This is a genomic window from Mycobacterium toneyamaense, assembly GCF_055384815.1.
In genome coordinates this window covers 4,132,372-4,154,073 of the sequence record NZ_AP040333.1, presented here as the reverse complement: position 1 = coordinate 4,154,073, position 21,702 = coordinate 4,132,372, and the positions used below count along the sequence as shown (strand labels likewise).

Genomic DNA, 21,702 nt, shown 5'->3' with positions numbered 1-21,702 from the left:
TGCCTTTCGCGGTCTATGCGAGTTGGAACGCGCTGACAGGCGCGTCTTCCGGGTACGTCGTCGGGGCACCCAAGTCGTAGGCCGCGTTGAGTGCGCCGATGAACGCGGCGTCGTGGAGGGGCTCGCTGGGGACGTCGAGTTTGATGCCCTTGCCTTTGAGGTCATCGACCATCATGCCGATGGCGCGTTCGATCGTGATGTCGTCGGAGCCATCCATGTTCTTCTTCAGTTCGTCGTAGTCCGAGAACACTTCGGCGGACCAGTGCACCAGGAACCTCAGCTCGTCGGTGTGGTGACTCCCGATGACATCGTCACCGTTCTTCAGCAACCATTGATCCCGGTCGGCCGGGTCGCCGGTGAACACGGTGTCGAAGGACAGGCCGGCGGGAACCTGCTGTGCCAGAGGCCCGTTGGCCTCGCCGCGATGCATCATCATCTCGTTCTGCACGACCACACCCCGGTTGTTGATCGGCGGCAGTACCCGTCCGGGCGCCTTGAGCGGTCCGTCGGGCCAGTACGTGAATCCTGATTGTTCATCGAGGGAGAACCAGGTGATGACCTGGGCCATCTTGATCAGGTAATCGGTGAACAGCCCTGATTTGCCCATCACGCTGCACAGCCAGGTGGGTGCGTTCTCGTAGCGCACACCACGGAAGCTCGGGGAGTCCAGATGACCGGGATCGCGGTTGGCGCATGGGCCATTGATGTTGAACAGCATTATCTGTGGCTTCGCGTACTGCGCGTTCCAGTAGCTCTTGGCGTGCTCGAGGAAGGCGCTGTGGTAGAAGCAGTCGTGCAGCTCGGGGTACAGGACGGCACCGTAATTGGCGAGATAGCCGCGGAACGTCGGAGTGAGAAACAGATCCAGGGACGGGGTGAACCCCTCTGGGAACGAACCGCTCATGGTCGCCATCAGCTCGTCCGCGGAGGCGAAGTGCTGCGCGATGATCAGCTTCCACGGGCCCTGGTCGTGCACAATGTCGAGCAGTCGCCGCCGCTGGTCGGGGGTGTAGACATCGGTGATCTCGCGCGGTGGCGCGGCGGGACGGAGGACGTCGGACAGCTCGCGTCGCCGCTCATCGGTCAGCATGGTGTTCTCCTTCGGTGGTGAGTGTGTCGACTGTCGACGTTGGGGCAGAAGCGCTTTGCATGAGGGATCCGTTGGTGGATCGGCCGGTGGCACCGGGATGGGCGAACTTTGCGCGCACCAGCGCACCGACTTCGGCCATGGCCAGCCGGCCGCGGGCGGTCGCGTCTGATCGCATCAAGAACCCGTGGTACATCCCGGGATAACGCGTGAGAGTGGTCTGTACTCCCGCCTCCCGTAACCGATTGGCGTAGCGCTCACCCCAGTCCCGGATGGGGTCGCACTCGCCGGTGACCACGATCGCCTGGGGCAGGCCGCTCAGATCGGTTGCGTAGGCCGGCACCTGATAGTGCGAATGCGGCCAATCGCCACTACGGTCGACCAGTTCGTGCATGTAGACGATGTCGTCGTGGCGCAGCATCGGTGCGTCGGGCATCGCGGTGATCGATGGTGCGCCCATGTCGCGATCCAGGCCGGGGTAGAGCAGGACCTGCAGGGTTATCTGCGGCCCGGCGTGGTCACGCGCCGCCAAAGCCACTGCGGCAGCCAGTGATCCACCGGCACTGTCGCCGACCACCCCCAGCCGTCCGGCGTCGATGTCGAGTTCGGACGCATTGGCGGCGATCCATTCCGTCGCTGCGTAGGCGTCGTCGAACTGCGCGGGTGGTGGTGACTCCGGTGCCAGGCGGTACTCGACGGCTGCGACGGCGACTCCGGTGGCGTGGGCCAGTTCTCTCGCCAACGGTTCGAACGAGTGGTTGGAGCCCATGACGAGCCCGCCGCCGTGGAAGTAGACCAGGACTGGGAGGCGTTCATCCGTGCTGGGCCGGTACAGGCGGACCGCCAGCGGGCCGGCAGGCCCCGGGGCCGTGAGGTTCTGTGTGCTGGCCATGGTCGGCATGTCAGGGAGCGGCGCGGATTCGATACCGGCGCGGACGGCCGGCAGGCCGCGGGTCCGCATCGGTGCGATGTCTCCGAAAGATGCGACCCGGACGGCGGCATCGTGATCGAGTTGTGGTGTAGGCATCTCAGTTGTGGGTGGGGTCGAACCGGCGATGCTCGCGCAGTTGTGGCGCCTGCTGGCTGGTCAGTACGCGGGCACGTTCGGACATCGCCGCACCGACATAGTCCGGTTGGGTGATGAGATAGAAGCGTCCTTCGGCGGCTTGATCGAAGACCACCTGTGCGGCGGCGAGGGGGTCCATTGCGGCTGCTTTGATATCGAGCATGGCCGCGCGCTGCCCCTCGGCGGCATCGGTGTTCCCGGTGTCGACTCCGCCCGCGGATTCGAAGATGTTGGAGACGACGGCTCCCGGCAGGACGGCCTGGACGTGAATGTGACGAGCATGGCCTGCGGACTGCACCTCGAGATTCAGGCATTCGGTCAGCGCCAGCACGGCATGCTTGCTCATGATGTAGGGCGCCTGCAGGGGAACCACGGCGACCCCGCCGATCGAAGACAGATTCCACACCCACGCGGGCGCATCGGTGGACATCATTCGTGGCAGAAACGCGCGAATGCCATGGAATACGCCGTTGATGTTGACGTCGACGATCCGCTGCCAGTTGGCCAATGGGGTATCCCACAGGTAGCCGAACTGTTCGACTCCCGCGTTGTTGACCAGCAGTCGCACGGCACCGAATTCGTCGAATACCCTGTCCGCCAGCCGCTGTACCGCCGCGGCATCACGAACGTCGCAGACGGCGTCGACTGCGTTTCCTCCGGCCACGCGGATTTCGTCACGCAGAGCCGCAATGGCGGCGGCGTCGATGTCGGCCAACACCACCGTCATACCGAGCTGACTGGCGTGACGCGCCAGGCCGGCGCCGATGCCGGCGCCGGCGCCGGTGATGACGGCCACGCCACCACCGAAGATCGCGTCAGCGGTCACGCGGGTTGCCCGTTGGCGGCCGCGGCCTTCGCGGCGTGCTCGGCGAGCGGGATCGAGTTCTCGGCGTCCAGCACCACCGTCATCGAGGTGAACACCAACGCATCACCCGCGCGCCGAATGCCGACGTCGACCACGCCGCTCGACACCCCGAACGGGACGTTGTTGGTGATCTGGTTGACGTACAGATAGAACCGCACCGTCGTGACCTCACCCTCGGTTCCGGTCCGGAAGACGTTGGTCGCGTGGTGGCGGCACGGGTACGGGTTCTCGTTGCGGTGCTCGGTGAGCCAGGCGAGAGTCTCTGCGCCGCCGTGCAATTCGGCCGCCAGCAGATGCTCGAATGGGCAGTTTCCGGAATCCGAACGGCTCAGATACTCCATCTCGTCGCCGATCCGAGCCGCCACTTCGGCGAAGTTTCCCTGGTCGTAGTGAAACCAGAACTCGGCGATGAATTCTTGGGCCTCAGGCAAGCTGATCGAGTTGCTCATACCGGTCAGTCAACTCGCCGGAGTTGCTCGTCACAGCGCCCGTGACCGGTCACCGGAATAATCCCGAAAGCTACCCGGTGCCAGTGATCAACGCCCACACGCCGGTGCGGCCTGCTTCAGCCGCCGCGGCGGCGACCTTCCGGTCCCAGAAGTGCACAGAACCGTTCTCCGAGCGCCACGCCAGGGCTGCGCGGGTCCATTCGTGCAGGCGGTGTTCGCGTGTCGTCCCGATCGCACCGTGCACCTGGTGGGCATGACGTGTCACGGCCGACGCCGCATGCCCAGCGCAGGACCGTGCGACTGCGATCTGGAAGTCGAGATGGTCTGTCAGCCATCCTGTTTCGAGTGCGGTGTGCAGTGCCGCTTCGGTAGCCGAGCGCGCAACCGCCGCCTCGGCGGCGGCATCTGCGATCAGGTTCTGGATCGCCTGGAACTTGGCGAGGGGACGGCCGAACTGGATGCGCGACATCACGTGCTCAACCGAGGCCGCGATCGCGCAATCCAGTGCGGCACAAACCTGAATGGCTCTCACCAACGCGGCCTTGCGCTCGAGTTCGGTGACCAACTCGGGCGCTACCGCCTGTCCGGGCCACCCGGCCGCATCGACTCTCACGGTGTCGCGCGGTTCGCCGATCAGGTTGCGTCCCGGGGCGATCGTGATTTCCGTGGTGTCGACATCGGCGACACGATAGCCGTCGCCGGTCCGCCACACGGTGACGATCCGGTCGGCGGAGCCGGCCCAGGGCGTCGGCGCCCGAGGTGCATCGGGTTGCGGCACCACGTGGATCGTGCGGAGCGCGTCGTCGACTTCGTGGCCGACGGCCTCCAGCAGCCAGCACGCCAAGAGATCATGCTCGGCCAACGGCAGCCGTACCCCGTGCCGCACTGCGGCGGTGAGTAATTCAGCCGATTCGCGCCAGCTCGCGCCGCTACCGCCGGATTGTTCCGAACCGGTCAGCCGCACCAGCCCGAGCTCATCGAGCCGTTGCCACAATGTGCGGTCAAAGTCGACTCGTGCCTCGGCCGGCCCAGGATCGTGGGACAGCCGGTGGTCGGCGAAGACGGCGTCCATCATGTCGACCAGATCGCGATCGACTGTCGGCGCGCTTGTCATCGATCCGATTGCGTTCATCGCAACCCCAATCCCCGCGCGATGACGCCGCGCAGTACCTCGTTGGTTCCGCCGCGCAGGGTGAATCCGGGGCGCTGGTCGACCGCGTGGAACACCAGATCGGCCCACGACGAGTCGACCCTGCTCTCATCACCGGTGCGCAGATCGGCGTAGTCGGCGATATCGCCCTCGACGGTGGTGCCGAGGACCTTGACCACGGCTGCGGAGACATCGGCGGCCTCGCCGCGTTGCAGGGCATCTGCCACAGCCATCGATGTGTGATGCAGCCCGGCGATACGTGCCACCAATCGGCCCATCTCGACGTCGCACGAAACATCTTGTGGAGCAGCCTGTTCGAGTGCAAAGCCCAGGAGTGGAAACGTCGAGAGGAACCGTTCCGGGCCACTTCTCTCGAAGCTCAACTCGGAGGTCACCTGGCTCCAACCCTGCCCGATTTCTCCGAAGACCCGGGAGTCGGGCACGAACACCTCATCGAGAATCACCTCATTGAAGTGGTGCCCACCGTTCATGGAGATGATGGGCCGAACGTCTACGCCCTCGGTGGCGAAGTCGACGATGAACTGGCTGAGCCCCGCGTGCCGATGTGCCGAGTCCGCCGGTGCGGTGCGGGCCAAGACGATGAACGCGTGGGCCCGGTGCGCCCCCGAGGTCCATACCTTGGTCCCGGTGATCGCCCAGCCCCCGTCGGCACGGACTGCTCGCGTGCGCACGCTCGCGAGATCCGATCCTGAGTCGGGCTCGCTCATTCCGATGCCGAAGAAGCACTCACCGCGGACGATGCGGGGCAGGTACTCGTGCTTCTGTTCTTCGGTGCCGTACTTGAGAAGCGACGGCACGATCTGGCGGTCGGCGATCCAATGGGCGGCCACCGGCGCCCCGGCGGCCAGTAGTTCCTCGGTGACGACGAAGCGGTCGTGAAACGAACGGCCGTGCCCGCCATAGTGTTCGGGGACCGTCATACCCAACCAGCCTTGTCGTGCCAGCGAACGGGTGAAGGTCTCGTCCCAGCCGCACAACCAGGCGTCGACCGACGGCGTGAAGGCGCCCACAGCCAGTTGTTCGGCGAGGAACGTCCGGACCTGGCCGCGCAACGCGTCAGCAGCTGGGTTCGAGCTGCTCGCCGGCGGCACCAGACGTCTCAGGGTCGGCGTCATGAGGTCTTCCACTTCGCGATGCGCTCGTGGTGCGCTGTGTCATGGTGGGCCAGCGGTTGCATGGCTGCGGCCATGCTGAGGGTCGATTCCAGTGTGCCGGTGATGGATTCCTGAAGCAGTCGTTTGGCCATCCGCAGCGCGTGCGGGGGATTGGCGGCGATGCGCTCGGCCAGGGTGTGCGCTTCCGCAAGCAGATCCTCATGGGCCACAACGCGGCTCACCAAACCCCAGTCGAGCGCCGTTGCGGCATCGATGCGGTCACCGGTGAAGGTGAGCTCGGCGGCGCGGGAGTATCCGATGGCCCGCGGCAGAAACCAGGATCCGCCGTCGCCGGGAATCAAGCCGAGCTGCACGAAGCTCTCCGCGAATGACGCGCGCTCCGAGGCGATGCGGATGTCACACATCATCGCCAGATCGCAGCCGGCGCCGATCGCGGCGCCGTTGACCGCGGCGATGATGGGGACTTCGAGCCGGCTCATCGCACGTGGGATGCGTTGGATGCCATCGATGTACGCACGACGCTGGTCGATGGGGGCGAGGCCGAACATGCCGCGGCGGTCGGCCATCTCCTTGACATTGCCGCCGGCCGAAAAGATCTTCCCGCGACCCGTGAGGATGATCGCCCGAACTGCGTTGTCGCGGTTGGCTGCATCGATGTTGGCCTCGATCGCCGCGATCACATCCGGGGAAGATATGGCGTTGCCTGCCTCTGGGAGATCGATCGTCCAGAGCTGGATCGAGCCGCTGGTGCTGACATCGACGGGTGCCTTCACGGCCGTGCCCTGAGTTGAAGGGACTTCGTCTGCAGATACTCCTCGAAGCCGAATCGCCCGAGCTCCCGGCCGATTCCCGATTTCTTGTAGCCGCCGAACGGCGCGGTGGGGTTGTAAGGACCGCCGTTGATGTCCAGCTGTCCGGTCTGAATCTGACGTGCGAACGCGATCGCGGTGTCGTCGTCGGCGGCCCACACCGCCCCCGACAGGCCGTAGGGTGTGCCGTTGGCGATGCGCAGGGCATCGTCGTCGTCGGTATAGGGGATGACGGCAAGTACGGGTCCGAACACTTCTTCCTGTCCGAGTTCAGATTCCGGGTCGACATCGGCGAATACCGTTGGTGCCAGGAAGAACCCGATGTCACGGATCCGCTCGGAGCCCCCGGTGAGCAGACGCGCGCCATCACGCTGCGCGCGGTCGATGAATCCGCGCACCGTGTCGAACTGGGATTGTGAGGCGGACGGGCCGATCCGGGTGGCCGGGTCCCAGGGATCGCCGACGGTGTAGCGGCCCACCGCCGATTCGATCAGTTCTAGTGCCTCACGGTAGCGCCTCTGCGGCACAAGCATTCTCGTCCACGCCATGCAGGTCTGGCCGCCGTTGAGGAACGCGTTGCCGACGCCGACTTTGACCGCGGTGGCCAGGTCGGCGCCATCGAGGATGACGTTTGCCGATTTTCCGCCGAGCTCGAGGGCCACCTTCTTGACTGACTGGCCCGCCAGCTCGCCGACACGGGATCCCACCCCGGTGGACCCGGTGAAGGACACGAAGTCGACGTCTGGGTGACTGGCGAGGCGCTCACCGATCACCCGTCCAGGGCCGGAAACGATGTTGACCACCCCGGGCGGCAGTCCCGCTTCCTCGCAGGCTTCGATGAACGCGAACACCGACAGCGGTGCCTCGTTGCTCGGTTTGAGCACGACGGTGCAGCCCGCGGCGATGGCCGGAAGCACCTTGGCGACCACCTGGTACAGCGGATAGTTCCACGGGGTGATGGCGCCGACAACCCCGTAGGGCTCGCGCAGCACCAGCGAATTGCCCACGCGCTCTTCGAAATCGAACGTGTCCAAGACGTCGGCAAAGCCGTTGGCGACGGCGAGCGGTACCTGCGTTTGCACCGTCTGCGCGATTCGTACCGGGGCGCCCATCTCGGCGGTGATGAGGTTGGCGATGTCCGGCAGGCGCTTCTCCATCGCATCGATCACCCGGCGCAGCCGCTGCCGCCGCTCTGGGACGGTGATCGCCGGATCGAAGGCGCGGCGTGCTGCGGCGACCGCCGCGTCGACATCGGCTTCGTCGCCGGCCGGGACATGGCCGATCACCACTTCGGTGGCCGGGTCGACGACGTCGATGACACCGCTGCCCGACGGGGCCACCCAGCGGCCGTCGATGAAAAGCTCGGAACGTTGGTGAGTGTGCATATTCGTCCTTTGCGAACTACGGGGTGATGCTGGCACGGATGTCGCGCTTGCCGTCCGCCGCGGCGAAGGCGTCATTGATGTCGTCGAGCGAGTACGTCGTTGCGGCGAGCCGGTCGAAGGGCAGTTCATGTTGGTGACGGTCCAGGAAGGTCAGGGCGCGAGACAGCACTGCCGGGTCGTACAGCGAAACGCCGACCATGGTCTTGTTGCTGAAGACGAATCGCGAGGGGTCGAAGGCGAACGTCTGGCCGGCGTTGATGTTGCCGATCTCGACGTAGCGGCCGAACTGTCCCAGCATCTGCAGGCCCTCTTCGATCGCCGAGGGGTGCCCGACGACTTCGACGACGACGTCGGCACCGTGTCCGTCGGTCAGCGCACGAACGGCTTTGGCTCGGTCCCTGGGCGTCGCGACCTGGTTCAGATCCAGCACGGTGTCGGCACCGAAGGCGGCCGCCAACTCCAGCCGTTCGGCGATGCCGTCGATCGCGATCACGTTCGCGGCGCCGCGCGCTTTGGCGACCGCGATCGCATAGAGGCCCAGAGCTCCGGCCCCTTGCACGACAACGTGTTCACCGAGTTGCAGGTCGACGCGTTCGAACCCGTACATCACCTGGGACAGAGCACAATTGGCGCCTGCCGCGATGTCGTCAGCGACGCTGTCCGGAACCGTGTAGACGACGGCGCCGGCCGGCAGCAGGTAGTAATCGCCGTAGCCGCCGACGAAATATGGTGGCTCGTCGGCCCGGCCCAGCATGGCCATCTTCAGCTTCAGGCAGCCGTTTCGTCGCCCGGCAAGGCAATTGCGGCAGCTGTGGCAGCTGTAGAAGTAGGGGAACACCACTCGGGTGCCGGTCTGCAACGGCTTGCCGTTCGAGTCGGTCGAAACACCGTCACCCAGCGCCTCGACAGCCCCAACCATTTCGTGCCCGAGCACCGTTGGCAGTTGCCCACCGAGACCTCGGGTTGCGAACGTGCCGTGCCAGGCGTGTACGTCCGACCCGCAGATGTTGGCGCGGGTCACGCGGACCAGGATTTCACCCGGTCCGACCTCTGGCAGCGTGACGGTCTCGATCTGAAATGGCTTGCCGGGCTCATCGAATCGCGCGATGCGGCCTTTGTACATATGTTGTGTTCCTTCAGTTTTGCGCGAATTCGGGGCTGAATTCTTCACGCAGTCGGCGTTTGAGCAATTTGCCGCTGGGGTTCTTCGGGAGGGAATCGACGAAGAAAACCCGTTTGGGAGTTTTGAAGCCTGCGAGATGACCACGGCAGTGGGTGAGGACTTCGTCTTCGGTCAGCGTCATCCCGGCGCGGGGGACCACGGTGGCGACGACAGCTTCGACCCACAGCGGGTGCGTCAACCCGAAGACGGCGGCTTCCTCGATACCGTTGTGCAGGTACAGGATTTCTTCCACTTCGCGGCTGGCGACATTCTCCCCGCCGGTCTTGATCATGTCCTTCTTGCGGTCCACCACGTGCAAGAGGCCGTGCTCGTCGTAGAAGCCGAGATCACCGGAATGGAACCAACCACCGGCGAACGCCTCCGCGGTCTTGTCCGCGTCGTCGAGGTAGCCCAGCATCAAATGTGCACTGCGGTGGGCGATCTCGCCGACGGTTCCCGGTGGTACGGGAGTGTTCGTCTCGTCGAGGATGGTGGTTTCGACATTGACCACCGGTCGGCCTGCCGATCCGGCGTGAGCGTCCTGTTCCTCCGGTCCGAGCGCCGAGGCCAGGGGCGCCATCTCGGTCTGGCCGTAGAAGTTCCACAAGCGCAGACCCGGCAACCGGCGACGCAACTCGTGCAGGATTTCGGTGGGCATCGGTGAGGCGCCGTAGTACCCCTTGCACAGGCTGGACAGGTCGACCTGGTCGAAGACGGAGCTGCGCAGCAGGCTGATCCACACAGTGGGCGGCGCGAAGTAACTGGTGGCGTGGTGGCGCTCGATGGTGCGCAGGACCAGTTCGGGTTCGGGGCGGGGCAGGATGATGCTTGTCGCGCCGAGATAGATTGCGGTGGCCAGGAAGTTGTCGAGCTGTGCGCAGTGGTACAGCGGCAGGGAATGGATGACGACGTCGTCGCCAGACATCGAGCCGGCGACGATGGTGCTGATGTACTGCCACATCAAGCTGCGGCTGCTGTGCATCACCCCCTTCGGCCGCGACTCGGTGCCACTCGTGTACATCACCCGGACGAGCTGTTCGTCGCCGAGAAGATGGTCCGGGGCAGTGCTCGTGGCGGCGAGCCAATCGGCGAAATCTGGCCATCCAGAGGGACACTGCTGCCCGGCCGGAGCCAGCGCTGCGGTGACGTGCACTGCGGTGCCGCGGCGCAGCGCGTCCGCCGCCACCGGCGCCAGGTCCGCTTCGACGATGAGCCCGGCAGCATTGCTGTGCGCCAGGATGTAGGTGATCTCTTCGGCGGTGAGCATGAAATTGATCGGGACCAGAACCACGCCGGCACGGGCCGAGGCGAATGTCAGTACCGCGTACTGCCAGCAGTTCCGTGACAACAACGCAAGCCGGTCTCCGACCCGAAGACCGTTGTCGCGCAACGCCGCAGCGGCACGGTCGACCAGGTGGTCGAACTCGGCGAAACTCAGCGACACCTCGCCGTCGACGATCGCTGTCTTGTTCGGCTGTCTGCGCGCCGCCCGGCGTGGAATGTCGGCGAGGCTGTGGCTGCGGGCCCGGGCGATAACGGTGTCCAGGTCATCAGAATCCATGCGGTGAAACGTATGTAGCGCACCGAGTTGCTCGCAGGATCGTATCCCGCTCAGAGGTCAAAGCAGCGGCGGCGAAAGGGCGGTCCCTTCGATACTCGATTGCATGACCGCCGCGACCGAATCGTCCTCACCTGTAGCCAGCGCTGCTGACCCTGACGCCCTGCGTGCACACCTGATGCAGGCAGATCCCGGTGTCCTCGTCGCTGTGCTCGCACAGATGACCGGCGATGCATCGGTCGTCGATCGGTACGCCCCCAAGATCGATCACGTGCAGGACCCGCCTGAGCGGGCGGGGACCACCGATCCCGAAACCATGCACGCGCTGGTCGGCGAGATCAGCACTGCGCTCGTCGACTTCCGGCCCGAGGACGCGGCCGGCGCAGACCGCGACCTGTTCACCCGGGTGCTGCCGCTGGCGGTGGGCGGTCCGGTAGATGACGAATTCGTCGACCTGCTGATCGAGCAGGGTGGTTTCCGCCCGTCGCAACCTACGCTGCCGCGCACGGTGCCGATTCCCCAGACCACTTCCATGGCCATCATCGGGGCCGGGTTGGCCGGCATCGCGGTAGCACTGGCGGCTGCCGAGGAGGGCGTCCAGTTTCAGATTTTCGACCGCAACAGCGAAGTCGGGGGTACGTGGCTGACCACCACGTACCCGGGCATCGGCGTTGACACCCCGTCGGCCTACTACTCGCTGTCGCGTGAAGTGAACCCGGAATGGTCCAGCTATTACCCGCAGGGCGCCGAGTACCAGGCTTATCTCGTCGCGCTCGCGGACAAGCACGAGCTGCGCAAGCACATCCGGTTCGGCACCGAGGTGGAGGCGTTGCGGTGGGATGAAAGTCGTCAGCAGTGGCAGATTCATTCGCGCGGCGCCGACGGAAGCACGACGGTTGACCATGCCAGTTTCGTCGTAACCGCGGCCGGCTACCTGAATCGTCCCCGCTTTCCCGATCTCGAGGGCCGGGAGAGCTTCGGCGGCATCAGCATTCACTCGGCGCAGTGGGATCCCGCGCTGGACCTGACGGGCAAGAAGGTGGCGATCATCGGTGCCGGCTGCACCGCGGTGCAGATTGTCGATGCCTGCGTCGACCAGGTCGAACACCTCACCGTGTTCCAGCGGCAGCCTCATTGGGTCGCTCCCCGCAAGCGGTTGTCCGACGACGTCCCGGAACATCGCCGCTACCTGGGGCGGGTGCTGCCGTTCTACGCCATGTGGAACCGGGTCAAGTCGTACTGGGCCACCGCCGACAACAACTACCCGGTCATCCTGCAGGACCCGGAGTGGTCCAAGAACCATTTGTCGATCTCGCCCGCCAACGACGTGCTGTTGCAGATGTGCACGGACTACATCAACCAGATGTTCGGCGCCGGAACAGAATTGGCCCGCAAAGTCACGCCCGATTTCGCCCCGTACGGCAAGCGGATCATCCGCGACCCCGGCGGCTACTATGCCGCGTTGACCCGTGATCACGTCGACGTCGAAGCCAGCGAGCCGGCCGCGGTGAACGCCGATGGGATTGTCACGCACGACGGCCGACAGATCGACCTCGACGTCATCATCTACGCCACCGGCTACCACCTGGACTTCCTGTCGACGATCGACATCCGCGGTCGCGACGGCCGGGCGTTGTCCGCTGAGTGGGGCGACAGTCCGCGTGCCTACCGAGGTGGCACGGTCCCGGGCTTCCCCAACCTGTTCATCACGTCAGCACCGAATTACAGCCCAGGCCACGGCGCGGGCGCCAACTTCTCGATGGAGGTGCTGGCGCACTACATCATCGAGTGTCTGCAGCTGATGGCGCTGCGCGGCGTGCCGACCATGGAGGTCACGCGCAATGCGTACGACGAGTACGTCGAGGGCATCGACGAGACGATGCGCGGCACCGTGTGGTGCCATACGCCCAACGCCCACACCTACTACCGGTCCGGTTCAGGGCGCGTCGTGGTGGCCACACCATATCGACTGGTCGACTTGTGGCGTCAGCACCGGGCACCCATCGAGGAAGACTTCATCCTGCAATGACAAGGCTCTTGGCCGGTAAGACCGCACTCGTGACGGGCAGTAGCCGGGGGATCGGACGGGCAATCGCACAGCGGCTGGCGGCCGAAGGGGCCACGGTCGCGGTCACCGCGCGCGGGCATGGTCCGTCAGCGTCGGTGCGCGCCGGCGTGAGTGAGATGATCCCGGGCAGCATCCAGGAAACCGTGCGGCTCGTCGAAGACGCCGGCGGTTCGGCCTTCGGCGTGCCGGCGGATCTCGAAGACCCCGACGCGCGTGGCGGCCTTGTCGAGGCGGTCCTGGAACGGACCGGGCGCATCGACATCTTGGTCAACAACGCCGGTTTCGCCGACTATGCCGTGGTCGAGGACATGCCGATGGCAACCTTCGACCGGACAATCGACCACTACCTGCGCATCCCGTTCGCCCTGACGAAAGCCGTTGTGCCGCACATGAGAAGCCAGGGTGCGGGCTGGATCGTCAACATCGGCTCGGTTACCGGGGTGGCCCCGGCGCGGCCGTATCGGGACTACAACAAGACCGCCGGCGATGTCATCTACGCATCGTGCAAGGCGGCTCTGCACCGGTTCACCCAAGGGGTGGCAGCCGAGTTGGTCGATGCGAACATCGCCGTCAACTGTGTGGGTCCGTCCACTGCGGTGCGTACCCCTGGCGCCGCCGCGCTCATTCCCGAATCGTTTCCCACCGAGCCGGTCGAATATCTGGCAGAGACGGTGCTGGCCATGTGCCACGCGCCCGCCGCGGAGCGGACGGGTCTGGTGGCGTTCAGCTTGCACTACCCATGGTCCCAACAATTGCCGGTGCACTCGCTGGACGGCGGCGCGGTTCTGCCGCCGCTGCAACCGCCGGCATCGGCCAATCCGAACATCCTGCCCGCCGGGGTTTAGCGGCCCCGTCAGCGCAGCACCGGCGTGGTCAGCTCACAGAAGCTGTGGCACAGACGATCTCGGATGATCACGTCGGTGGTTTCCGGGTCGAACCAGCGGTCGACGACCGCCCAATGGATAGGGTGCATCAGGTACGGCCCCATCAGCCCGTCGACGTCGGTGAATTCCTGCTCGAACACGTGCGTCCACGGGCTGGTACCGATAGCGGTGTCGACACGACTGAGCTGCCACGCCGCGATGGTCGAAACATATCTTGGCATCGAAGCCAATTCGCGTTCGAAGTCGGCAATGGTGTCGGCGTCGACGCCGGGGTCGACACGCAGCAGTAGTGCGCGGTACACGGTGCCGCTACCGCTGCGTGTCGGGGTTCCGCGATAAGTCGCGCCGTTGACGTGCATGATCGCCGGATCGGCCAGAATGTTGTCGAAAGTGCTTTGCCGCCAGGAAGCCTGGTCTGCGAAGCGTAGATGGACCAGGATGTCGCCACCATTGCGTGAGCCCGACAGCGTCGGTTCCACCACATACGCGAGTGCGCCGCTGTCGTGGGCTGCCGCGCGCAAGTTCTCCAGGATTCGTACCCGATCGGATTCGTCGACGTCGATCAGGCGCGTCACGCCGACGGTGGCACCCTCTGCTGCCGGTTGTGGTTGCCGCGCAACGACATCACCTGCGGGGGCCACGTTTTCGGGAGACGCGGCCACGCTGCGGTTGCGTTCGACAATGAGGCCGGCCACGCTGTCCCACCACTGTGCCAGTGTCGGATCGCCGCGACCCTGCCATGTCATCTGCCACCACGCCTGCGGGCTGGGCAGGGACCAGGTGATGGTGACGACGTTGGTTCGGTCGTCGAACCAGATCGGTGGACTGACCAGAATGTCCCACATGGTCATACCGCGCTCGATGGCGCCGGGGGCGTATCCGGCGAGATAGGCGTCGATGAATTTCTGGGCACACCCGGGTGCGGTGACCACGCGGTCGATGACGAACACTTCGTCCATGGGTAGAGGCTAGGCGCAGAGGGCGTTGCGCGGTCCGCCTCTTCCCGGTTACCGGGAACGGATCTTTGCTCCTCGGTGATGGGCGGCAATGGTGATCCCATGGGCGACAATCCCTTTGAACCTGCGCAGCTCGGACCGGTGGTGCTGCGGAACCGAATCATCAAGGCGGCGACCTCGGAGGGGCGCTCGCCCGACGGCGCGGTCACCGATGATTTGATCGCCTTTCACCGTGCCTTCGCCGACGGCGGCGTGGGGATGACCACCGTCGCGTACTGTTGCGTCTCTGCCGAAGCCGCGAGCGCGCCGGGACAGATCGTCATGAGTGCAGCTACGTTGCCGGGCCTGCGCCGGTTGACCGACGCCGTACATACTCGCGGAGCGGCAATTTCGGCTCAACTGGGGCACGCCGGGGTGGTGGCGCCCAAGAAGCTCACCGGTGTTACCGCGGTGGCGCCGAGCAGGTTCATCAACCCGACGTCTTTCGCGTACTGCCGCGCGATCAGCGTCGCGGAAATCCAGACCGTCATCCGGCAGTTCGGGGCAGCCGCCCGCATCGCGGTGGATGCCGGTTTCGACGCGGTCGAGCTTCATTTCGGCCACCTGTACCTGCCCAGCTCATTCCTGAGTCCGCTCATCAACCGCCGCACAGATGGGTACGGTGGGTCGATCGACAACCGGTCTCGACTGGTTCGTGAGATCGCTGAACACGTCCGGACAGTTATCGGCGGCCAGGTCGCGGTGATCGCCAAGCTGGACATGGATGACGGTTTCCCCGGCAGCATCTGGATCGACGAAGCACTGCGCACGGCACAACTCCTCGATGCCGACGCCACGCTTGACGCCATCGAGCTGACCCAAGGTTCCTCGGTCTACAAACCGATGTATCTGTTCCGTGGCGATGTGCCGGCCAAAGAGTTTTCGAAAGTGATGCCCGCCGCGCTGCGCCCCGCCATCCGACTGTTCGGCAAGCAAGCGATGGGCAGGTACCCCTACCGGGACTTGTACATGCTCGACGCCGCTCGGCAATTCGTCCCGCTGATGAAGAACACCAAACTCGTTCTGTTGGGTGGCATTACCAACCGTGAACACATCGAGACCGGCATGCGGGAAGGGTTCGATTTCTTCGCCATGGGGCGGGCGCTGCTTCGTGAACCCGACCGGGTGAACACCATGGTCACGGAGCCGGATTCACGCAGCCGTTGCACCCACAACAACAAGTGCATGGTGACCGTGTTCGGGCGCACCCATTGCGTCCTCGACCCCGAACAACGCTACGGAGTCGCCCAGCGGCTCACCGACGACCGGCGGTGAACTGCCTGCAGCGACCGGGAACCACCTTGGTGCGGGCCGAATTCCATGTTGCGCCAGATGCGGGACGCGGTGATTCGAACCGGCGCCGCCAGCCGCTGATCCAGCGTGATCCGGTCGATCGGCCCGCACACGGATACCGCAGCGAGCGGCTGACCGGGCAGTCCGATGGCTGCCGCCACGCAGCCGATCCCCAGTAGTGATTCCTCGCGGTCGAACGCCACGCCACGTTCGCGGGTCTTCGCCAGTTCGACCGCCACTTGCTGGGTGCCGGTAATCGAGAAACGAGTTTGGCGGCTGCTGAAATCGACTTCCGTGCAGTCGCTTTCGGCGAGGATGGCCTTTCCCAGCGCAGTACAGTGCGCCGGTACGCGATTGCCGACCGAGGTGTGGACGAGATCAGTCAGGTGATCGCCGATTCTCTCGAGACAGATGACGTCGGAGCCGTCGAGGACAGCCAGATGTACTACCAAGCCCGTGGCCCGCTGCAGACTGCGCAGGAGGGGCAGCGCGGCCTGGTGAATGCGGCCCTGATGCAGGGCCAGCGACCCCAGTTCGACCAAGCGGGTCCCGAGTTCGTAGTCGAAACCTTCCCGTCGGAGCCAGCGCAGGTGCACGAGTCGCTCGAGCATGCGGTGCACAGATGAACGCGGAAGACCGGTGCGGTGCACGATCTGCACCATCGTCAGCGGTGTCTTGCCGTCGAAGGCATCCAGCACCAGGGACATCCGGTCAATGGCGGCGATCGGCGTTTCGCCGCGGTTCACGACGGTCGTTGTCATGAGGCGCTCCCAGAGGTCGATAGTCAAAAAAGGACTATGACTATTTTTACCATATGGTGTGCGCGCTGTCACACACTGTGGTTTGGGTTCGAAGGGTGCCCGCTCAGCGGATATTCGTCCCATCCCGGGACCGGTGCCCCGTAACTTCTTGCTGGTAAAGGGATCACAGCCACGTCTGGCCGGTGCTGCCGGTGGCGTCTGATCCGGCAGGCGCGTCGGCAAGGGCAGGTATGAAATCAACCATCTCGGCCATGGCGTTGGTCGCCGCCGCATGGACGGCGATGCCGCTGGCGCACGCGGATATCCGCCACGGGAACTTCGAAGTCAGAATCTCCGGCCGGCATGACTTTCACACCTGGCTATGGGCGCTGTCGAGTTGTCAGGGCGACTGCGTTCACGTTCAGGCGATTCCACAACCGGTGGCGAAGGCCTTTCCCTACCAGGGCGACGCGCATCGTCACGACGGACGGCTGACGCTCACCGTTGATGTGCCGGATGGATTGCGTTGCGGGGATGTCTATTACGGGCCTGTGATACCGACCCGGGATACCTATTCGTGGGATCCGAACACCATGTCCGGCACACTGTCATCATCGTTCGCCACCGGCTGCGATGGAGCGCCCGCGGGCACATTGACCTATCCGTTCGACCTCGTGCAGATGTAATTCGGAAGCTGCTACTCGGTGGCTACGGCGCGCGGCCCGCGAGTAAACCGTACAAGCTACGGACGTATCGCCTTAGGTAGATCGGTGACCCACGGATAGCCCCAGTAGCTGAGGCTCTTGATCAATCCCACGGGTGTTCTCCTGTCAGATCATCGCCCGCAGCGGGCCCTGCGGGTCCACGCCGAGGGAACTCAGGGCCGAGGCGTGGTAGACCGTGCCCGGTACGTGGATGGCGTGCGCCTGGCCGACGTGCACATCCCGCCAATACCGTTGCAGCGGCTTGTCCATCCGCGCGGCGTTGCCCCCGCATCGCGCGAATACTTCATCGACCGCCGAGACGGCGCGCCATACGGCTCGCACCTGGGTGCGCCTGCCGGCCGCGCGGTCCTCGAACGACACTTCCGTGCCGGCGGCGACCATGTCGTACATCCGGTCGACATTGGCCAGCAGATCCTGCCGGGCGGCGTTGATGTCGGCGGCGGCCTCACCGATGGCATACATGACGTAGGGGTCATCTTTGATCGAGACTCCGCTGGAGTTCACGCGCTCGCGTTGGTAATCGAGTGCGGCGGCCAGGGCGCCTTCGGCGATGCCGATGACGGCCGACGAGATGCCCAGCGGGAACATGGTCGACCACGGCATCAGGTACAGCGTCTCGGTCATCCCGGCCTCGCGTTGGGCGGTGCCGTCCATGACCTTCATCGCGTCCATGGTGCGGTAGGTGGGGACGAAGGCGTCCTTGACGATGACGTCCTTGGAGCCGGTGCCGCGCAGGCCCACCACGTTCCAGGAGTCCTGGACGATCTCGTAGTCGCTGCGGGGCAGGATCATGTGCAGCATCTGCGGCGGCATGACGGGCTTGCCCTCGGCGTCACCGAGCATGGCGCCCAGGATGATCCACTCGCAATGGTCGGTGCCCGAGCTGAACTGCCAGCGGCCGTTGAAGATGTAGCCACCGTCGACTGGCGTGGCGACGCCCTGTGGCGCGTAAGGGGAGGCGACCCAGGTGTCGACATCGTCAGCCCAGATTTCGGACGCGACTCGTGGGTCTGCGTAAGCGAGCTGATACGGATGGACGCCGACGACGCCGTTGATCCAACCCGCGGACGGATCCAGTGCGGCGGTGGCCATCACGGTCTCGGCGAATTCACGCGGGTGGACTTGCAGTCCGCCGTGGGCCTTCGGCTGCAGCAGTCGAATGTTGCCCGCCAACTTCATCAATTTGACCGTCTCGTCGGTGAGCTGCCCGGCCCGTTCTGCCTCGGGGCCCTGGGCGCGCAGTTGGTCGGCGATCTCGCGCACCCGGTCGATTACCCGGTCGGTCATCTTGTCGTCCTATCGTTTCAATGGCTGCCACTGATGGTCCGTCGGTGGAATTTCCGTTGGTGAGAACCGTTCCCGGTGAGCGGAAAATGTTGTGGAGCAGAGGTTTTTCTAAAACTTGATGTGCAGTTCGTCTGATATTGGTGTGGCCTGGCAGGCCAAGATCAGACCGTCGGCGAGGTCCTCTGCTTGCAGTACTTCGGAGGCTGCCATGTCGACTTGGCCACCGAGCACGGTCGCCGCGCACGATCCGCACTGGCCTTCTCGGCACGAGTAGGGCACGTCGAGGTCTGCCGCGATCATCGTGTCGACCAGTGTTGCGCGACGCGGCCATCGCAATCGGTGGCTCGCGCCGTCAAGGTCGATCCGTACCGTTGCAGCGTCTCCGCTATCGGAATGATCTGCTGCGGAACTCATCTCATTGGCAAACGGGTCGCTCGAGAGGGACTGGAACACCTCGAGATGGATGCGCTCACGTGGCACCCCGGCTTCGCTCAGGGCCTCCTTGACGACCGACATGAACGCGGCAGGACCGCAGATGAACGATTCGAAGGTCGCGGACCCGGAAAAGACGGTGCGCGCAAATCCGGTCAGCTGCGCGCGAGTCGGCAACCCCTGCACCGACTCCAACCAGTGCAATACCGTCAAGCGACCGGCGTAACGCGCAGCCAGTTCGCGGAGCTCAGCCGCGAAGATCACCGAACGCTCGTCACGGTTGGCGTAGCACAGCACCACTCGTCCGGAACCGGATGCCATCGCTGATTTGAGGATCGACATCACAGGGGTGATACCGCTTCCGGCGGCCCACAACAGAAAGTCGGTGTCGAGCGAGGACGGTGTGAAGACTCCGGCCGGCGGTAGCACTTCGATGGTTTCGCCAGCAGAAATGTTGTCGCACAACCAGTTCGACCCGTATCCGCCCACAGTTCGCTTGATCGTGACCTTCAGTTCGGAATCGGTGTGCGGGGAACTCGCCAACGAGTAGCACCGGGCCACCGAGCCGGTCTGATCGCTCGGTACGCGCAGGGTCAGGAATTGCCCTGGACGGTAGGTGAAGCGGTCGCGCAGCTGTTCGGGGACCGTGAACACCAACGACCGAGCGTCGGGAGTCTCCTCAACGACATCGGCTACCGCTAGCAATACACCTCGGCCTGCGCTGACGATTTCGGTGCCGGCTTCGACATCGTTCATGTGCTGAAAGTCTGGGACGACAAAGGCACGCACCCAACCGGTCTCTCCGATGAGCGGGATCCCTGCATTGGTTTCCGATCACCGGGAATCGCCGAAGATTCGGCTTGGAGGCGGTACCTACCGTTGCAGGTGTGAGCAGGAGATCGAAGCCTGATTCAAACGACGCCGAGACCTGTGGGCACGCAGTGTGACGGGGAGAAGCGCATGAGTGCGCTGCGGCTCGCAGGCAAAGTCGCAGTCATCACGGGTGCTGCGCGCGGAATCGGCCGCGCCCAAGCGGTGCGGTTCGCCCAGGAGGGCGCCGACATCATCGGGCTCGACCTGTGCGGGCCTGTCGAGACCGTCTCGGTTCCCTTCAGCACTCCGGCCGACCTCGAGGAGACGGCCAGGCTGGTCGCACGGGCCGGCGGCCGGATCCACACCGAGATCGTCGACGTCCGCGACCTCAAGGGGATGCAGGCCGCGACCGACCGGGGCGCCGATGTGTTCGGTGGACTCGACATTGTCTGCGCGACGGCCGGAATCACGTCCCGTGCGATGACCATCGATCTCGGTGAAAACGCCTGGCGCACCATGCTCGACGTCAATCTGACCGGAGTGTGGCACACCTGCAGGGCCAGCGCCGAACACCTGATTGCACGCGGTGGCGGCGCCATGGTGCTGACGAGCTCAATCGCCGGCGTGCGCGGCCTTGTCGGGGTAGGCCACTACACCGCCGCCAAGCACGGGGTGATCGGACTGATGCGCAGCTTCGCGCACGACCTGGCGCCGCACGCCGTCCGCGTGAATTGCATTCTGCCCACCAACGTCGATACCCCGCTCATCCAGAACGACGTCGTCCGGACTGCTTTCCGTCCGGACCTGGACCGACCTCCCACGCGGGACGAGTTCGCCGAAGCCGCGCGACGGATGAACCTCCTGTCCATCCCGTGGGTTGAAGCGATCGACGTCGCAAATGCGGCGCTGTTCCTGGCCTCCGACGAGGCTCGCTACGTCACCGCGATCACGTTGCCCGTTGACGCGGGCGCCACGCAAAGATAACTCCGACAAAAGGATTCACGATGATCGATGTTGCCAAGTACGGACCGTGGGCAGTCATTGCCGGTGGATCAGAGGGCGTGGGAGCCGAATTCGCCGTGCAGCTCGCGCGGGCGGGTTTGAACCTGGTACTGATCGCGCAAACCGGGGCCGCTCGAGGAGACCGCGGCACGCTGCCGCGAAATCGGCGTCGAGGTTCGCGTGGAGTCCGCTGACCTCCTCGATCCACAATCGGTTGCCCGGATTTGCGAGGGCACCGCCGACCTCGAAGTGGGATTGTTGATCTATAACGCAGGCGCGAGCACGTGCAACGAGCTGTTCTTGGAGACCGACCTCCGCGAGTTTCAAAAGGTCACCGACCTCAATGTCACGCGGATGCTCGAATTGGTCCAGTACTACGGCCGTCCGATGGCGGCTCGTGGCCGCGGAGGCATCATGCTCGTCGGATCGCTTGCCGGCTACATGGGCGCGTGGAGGCACACGATTTATGCTGGCGCCAAGGCTTTTTCCCGGATGTTCGCCGAGAGCCTCTGGGTGGAACTGCGCGAACACAATGTGGATGTATTGGAATTGGTGCTCGGTGTCACGCGGACGCCGGCGATGGAGCGAATCGGCCTCAATTTCGATGCGCCCGGCATCCTGGTCAACGAGCCCGCTGACGTCGCCGCAGAAGGTCTCGCACACCTTGCCGATGGGCCGGTCTGGGTGGCGGGCGGTAACGTGGGCCGCGCAGAAGCCAACAGTGCCCCGGACAGATCGCGGGTGGTGCTGGAATCGCATGAGGCGATCAGAGCCCTGATTGCCGGGGCACATTGAC

At 64.8% G+C, this 21,702-nt stretch carries 19 protein-coding genes and 1 pseudogene; 6 read left to right on the top strand and 14 right to left on the bottom strand.

The genetic code is table 11. From position 1 onward, the window contains the following. Nucleotides 1-13: 13 nt before the first annotated feature. From ACZ5IQ_RS19990 to ACZ5IQ_RS19945, 10 genes are all read right to left on the bottom strand, one after another. Nucleotides 14-1,090, bottom strand: coding sequence for a hypothetical protein (locus ACZ5IQ_RS19990; protein ID WP_212806446.1), 1,077 nt, complete (start codon nucleotides 1,088-1,090; stop codon nucleotides 14-16). After that, nucleotides 1,077-2,114 carry an alpha/beta hydrolase gene (locus tag ACZ5IQ_RS19985; RefSeq protein WP_212806445.1) on the bottom strand — a complete coding sequence of 346 codons (1,038 nt, stop codon included), beginning with the start codon at nucleotides 2,112-2,114 and terminating at the stop codon, nucleotides 1,077-1,079. The genes ACZ5IQ_RS19990 and ACZ5IQ_RS19985 overlap by 14 nt, the downstream gene beginning before the upstream one ends. A gap of 1 nt (nucleotide 2,115) precedes the next feature. Continuing rightward, on the bottom strand, nucleotides 2,116-2,979 hold the full coding sequence (locus tag ACZ5IQ_RS19980) for an SDR family NAD(P)-dependent oxidoreductase (protein ID WP_212806444.1): 864 nt from the start codon (nucleotides 2,977-2,979) through the stop codon (nucleotides 2,116-2,118). Continuing rightward, complete coding sequence (locus tag ACZ5IQ_RS19975) at nucleotides 2,976-3,467, bottom strand: polyketide cyclase (protein ID WP_212806443.1); 492 nt, start codon at nucleotides 3,465-3,467, stop codon at nucleotides 2,976-2,978. The genes ACZ5IQ_RS19980 and ACZ5IQ_RS19975 overlap by 4 nt, the downstream gene beginning before the upstream one ends. Nucleotides 3,468-3,537: 70 nt before the next feature. Then, nucleotides 3,538-4,581, bottom strand: a complete 1,044-nt coding sequence (locus ACZ5IQ_RS19970) for an acyl-CoA dehydrogenase family protein (RefSeq protein WP_212806442.1) — start codon at nucleotides 4,579-4,581, stop codon at nucleotides 3,538-3,540. 14 nt (nucleotides 4,582-4,595) lie between these two features. Next, nucleotides 4,596-5,753, bottom strand: coding sequence for an acyl-CoA dehydrogenase family protein (locus ACZ5IQ_RS19965; RefSeq protein ID WP_212806441.1), 1,158 nt, complete (start codon nucleotides 5,751-5,753; stop codon nucleotides 4,596-4,598). After that, nucleotides 5,750-6,526 carry a crotonase/enoyl-CoA hydratase family protein gene (locus tag ACZ5IQ_RS19960; RefSeq protein ID WP_212806440.1) on the bottom strand — a complete coding sequence of 259 codons (777 nt, stop codon included), beginning with the start codon at nucleotides 6,524-6,526 and terminating at the stop codon, nucleotides 5,750-5,752. Before ACZ5IQ_RS19960 ends, ACZ5IQ_RS19965 begins: the two co-directional genes overlap by 4 nt. After that, entirely contained in the window at nucleotides 6,523-7,947 is a 1,425-nt protein-coding gene (locus ACZ5IQ_RS19955) for an aldehyde dehydrogenase family protein (protein WP_212806439.1), read from the bottom strand. Before ACZ5IQ_RS19955 ends, ACZ5IQ_RS19960 begins: the two co-directional genes overlap by 4 nt. Before the next feature lie 16 nt (nucleotides 7,948-7,963). Then, on the bottom strand, nucleotides 7,964-9,070 hold the full coding sequence (locus ACZ5IQ_RS19950) for a zinc-binding dehydrogenase (RefSeq protein WP_212806438.1): 1,107 nt from the start codon (nucleotides 9,068-9,070) through the stop codon (nucleotides 7,964-7,966). 13 nt (nucleotides 9,071-9,083) lie between these two features. Continuing rightward, nucleotides 9,084-10,670 (bottom strand): acyl-CoA synthetase, encoded by a 1,587-nt coding sequence (locus ACZ5IQ_RS19945; protein WP_212806437.1) that lies wholly within the window; start codon nucleotides 10,668-10,670, stop codon nucleotides 9,084-9,086. A gap of 103 nt (nucleotides 10,671-10,773) precedes the next feature. On the opposite strand from ACZ5IQ_RS19945, the gene ACZ5IQ_RS19940 reads away from it, so the two are divergent. Together ACZ5IQ_RS19940 and ACZ5IQ_RS19935 are read left to right on the top strand one after the other, a co-directional pair. Beyond that, complete coding sequence (locus ACZ5IQ_RS19940; RefSeq protein WP_212806436.1) at nucleotides 10,774-12,696, top strand: flavin-containing monooxygenase; 1,923 nt, start codon at nucleotides 10,774-10,776, stop codon at nucleotides 12,694-12,696. Next, the gene (locus ACZ5IQ_RS19935; protein WP_212806435.1) at nucleotides 12,693-13,580 is read left to right on the top strand and encodes an SDR family NAD(P)-dependent oxidoreductase; all 888 of its coding nucleotides are present in this window, start codon (nucleotides 12,693-12,695) and stop codon (nucleotides 13,578-13,580) included. The genes ACZ5IQ_RS19940 and ACZ5IQ_RS19935 overlap by 4 nt, the downstream gene beginning before the upstream one ends. A gap of 8 nt (nucleotides 13,581-13,588) precedes the next feature. Here the strand turns inward: ACZ5IQ_RS19935 and ACZ5IQ_RS19930 are convergent, their stop codons facing one another. After that, a complete protein-coding gene (locus ACZ5IQ_RS19930; RefSeq protein WP_346416875.1) occupies nucleotides 13,589-14,194 on the bottom strand; it encodes a Dabb family protein in 606 nt (201 codons plus the stop codon). A gap of 483 nt (nucleotides 14,195-14,677) precedes the next feature. Here ACZ5IQ_RS19930 and ACZ5IQ_RS19925 point away from each other — a divergent pair, with 483 nt between their 5' ends. Then, complete coding sequence (locus ACZ5IQ_RS19925; protein ID WP_212806434.1) at nucleotides 14,678-15,889, top strand: NADH:flavin oxidoreductase; 1,212 nt, start codon at nucleotides 14,678-14,680, stop codon at nucleotides 15,887-15,889. Here the strand turns inward: ACZ5IQ_RS19925 and ACZ5IQ_RS19920 are convergent. After that, nucleotides 15,850-16,668 carry an IclR family transcriptional regulator gene (locus ACZ5IQ_RS19920; protein ID WP_212814723.1) on the bottom strand — a complete coding sequence of 273 codons (819 nt, stop codon included), beginning with the start codon at nucleotides 16,666-16,668 and terminating at the stop codon, nucleotides 15,850-15,852. The two genes, ACZ5IQ_RS19925 and ACZ5IQ_RS19920, sit on opposite strands and share 40 nt — an antisense overlap. A gap of 251 nt (nucleotides 16,669-16,919) precedes the next feature. On the opposite strand from ACZ5IQ_RS19920, the gene ACZ5IQ_RS19915 reads away from it, so the two are divergent. Further along, complete coding sequence (locus tag ACZ5IQ_RS19915) at nucleotides 16,920-17,333, top strand: hypothetical protein (RefSeq protein ID WP_371824471.1); 414 nt, start codon at nucleotides 16,920-16,922, stop codon at nucleotides 17,331-17,333. A gap of 144 nt (nucleotides 17,334-17,477) precedes the next feature. On the opposite strand, the gene ACZ5IQ_RS19910 is transcribed toward ACZ5IQ_RS19915, so the two are convergent. Next, entirely contained in the window at nucleotides 17,478-18,659 is a 1,182-nt protein-coding gene (locus tag ACZ5IQ_RS19910; RefSeq protein WP_464480137.1) for an acyl-CoA dehydrogenase family protein, read from the bottom strand. A 108-nt stretch (nucleotides 18,660-18,767) separates the two neighbouring features. After that, nucleotides 18,768-19,847 carry a ferredoxin--NADP reductase gene (locus tag ACZ5IQ_RS19905; protein ID WP_212806431.1) on the bottom strand — a complete coding sequence of 360 codons (1,080 nt, stop codon included), beginning with the start codon at nucleotides 19,845-19,847 and terminating at the stop codon, nucleotides 18,768-18,770. A 204-nt stretch (nucleotides 19,848-20,051) separates the two neighbouring features. Between ACZ5IQ_RS19905 and ACZ5IQ_RS19900 the strand changes: the two genes are divergently transcribed. Continuing rightward, entirely contained in the window at nucleotides 20,052-20,888 is an 837-nt protein-coding gene (locus ACZ5IQ_RS19900) for a mycofactocin-coupled SDR family oxidoreductase (protein WP_212806430.1), read from the top strand. A 20-nt stretch (nucleotides 20,889-20,908) separates the two neighbouring features. Next, nucleotides 20,909-21,701: pseudogene (locus ACZ5IQ_RS19895) on the top strand (SDR family NAD(P)-dependent oxidoreductase). Nucleotide 21,702: the final 1 nt, after the last annotated feature.

Excerpts from the sequence above, each read along its gene's own strand:
- ACZ5IQ_RS19935 (WP_212806435.1), top strand. The coding sequence starts at position 12,693 with ATGACAAGGCTCTTGGCCGGTAAGACCGCACTCGTGACGGGCAGTAGC.
- ACZ5IQ_RS19940 (WP_212806436.1), top strand. The coding sequence starts at position 10,774 with ATGACCGCCGCGACCGAATCGTCCTCACCTGTAGCCAGCGCTGCTGAC.
- ACZ5IQ_RS19985 (WP_212806445.1), bottom strand. The coding sequence starts at position 2,114 with ATGCCTACACCACAACTCGATCACGATGCCGCCGTCCGGGTCGCATCT.
- ACZ5IQ_RS19945 (WP_212806437.1), bottom strand. The coding sequence starts at position 10,670 with ATGGATTCTGATGACCTGGACACCGTTATCGCCCGGGCCCGCAGCCAC.
- ACZ5IQ_RS19925 (WP_212806434.1), top strand. The coding sequence starts at position 14,678 with ATGGGCGACAATCCCTTTGAACCTGCGCAGCTCGGACCGGTGGTGCTG.
- ACZ5IQ_RS19920 (WP_212814723.1), bottom strand. The coding sequence starts at position 16,668 with ATGACAACGACCGTCGTGAACCGCGGCGAAACGCCGATCGCCGCCATT.
- ACZ5IQ_RS19970 (WP_212806442.1), bottom strand. The coding sequence starts at position 4,581 with ATGACAAGCGCGCCGACAGTCGATCGCGATCTGGTCGACATGATGGAC.
- ACZ5IQ_RS19900 (WP_212806430.1), top strand. The coding sequence starts at position 20,052 with ATGAGTGCGCTGCGGCTCGCAGGCAAAGTCGCAGTCATCACGGGTGCT.
- ACZ5IQ_RS19915 (WP_371824471.1), top strand. The coding sequence starts at position 16,920 with ATGGCGTTGGTCGCCGCCGCATGGACGGCGATGCCGCTGGCGCACGCG.
- ACZ5IQ_RS19910 (WP_464480137.1), bottom strand. The coding sequence starts at position 18,659 with ATGACCGACCGGGTAATCGACCGGGTGCGCGAGATCGCCGACCAACTG.
- ACZ5IQ_RS19975 (WP_212806443.1), bottom strand. The coding sequence starts at position 3,467 with ATGAGCAACTCGATCAGCTTGCCTGAGGCCCAAGAATTCATCGCCGAG.
- ACZ5IQ_RS19950 (WP_212806438.1), bottom strand. The coding sequence starts at position 9,070 with ATGTACAAAGGCCGCATCGCGCGATTCGATGAGCCCGGCAAGCCATTT.
- ACZ5IQ_RS19905 (WP_212806431.1), bottom strand. The coding sequence starts at position 19,847 with ATGAACGATGTCGAAGCCGGCACCGAAATCGTCAGCGCAGGCCGAGGT.
- ACZ5IQ_RS19990 (WP_212806446.1), bottom strand. The coding sequence starts at position 1,090 with ATGCTGACCGATGAGCGGCGACGCGAGCTGTCCGACGTCCTCCGTCCC.
- ACZ5IQ_RS19955 (WP_212806439.1), bottom strand. The coding sequence starts at position 7,947 with ATGCACACTCACCAACGTTCCGAGCTTTTCATCGACGGCCGCTGGGTG.
- ACZ5IQ_RS19965 (WP_212806441.1), bottom strand. The coding sequence starts at position 5,753 with ATGACGCCGACCCTGAGACGTCTGGTGCCGCCGGCGAGCAGCTCGAAC.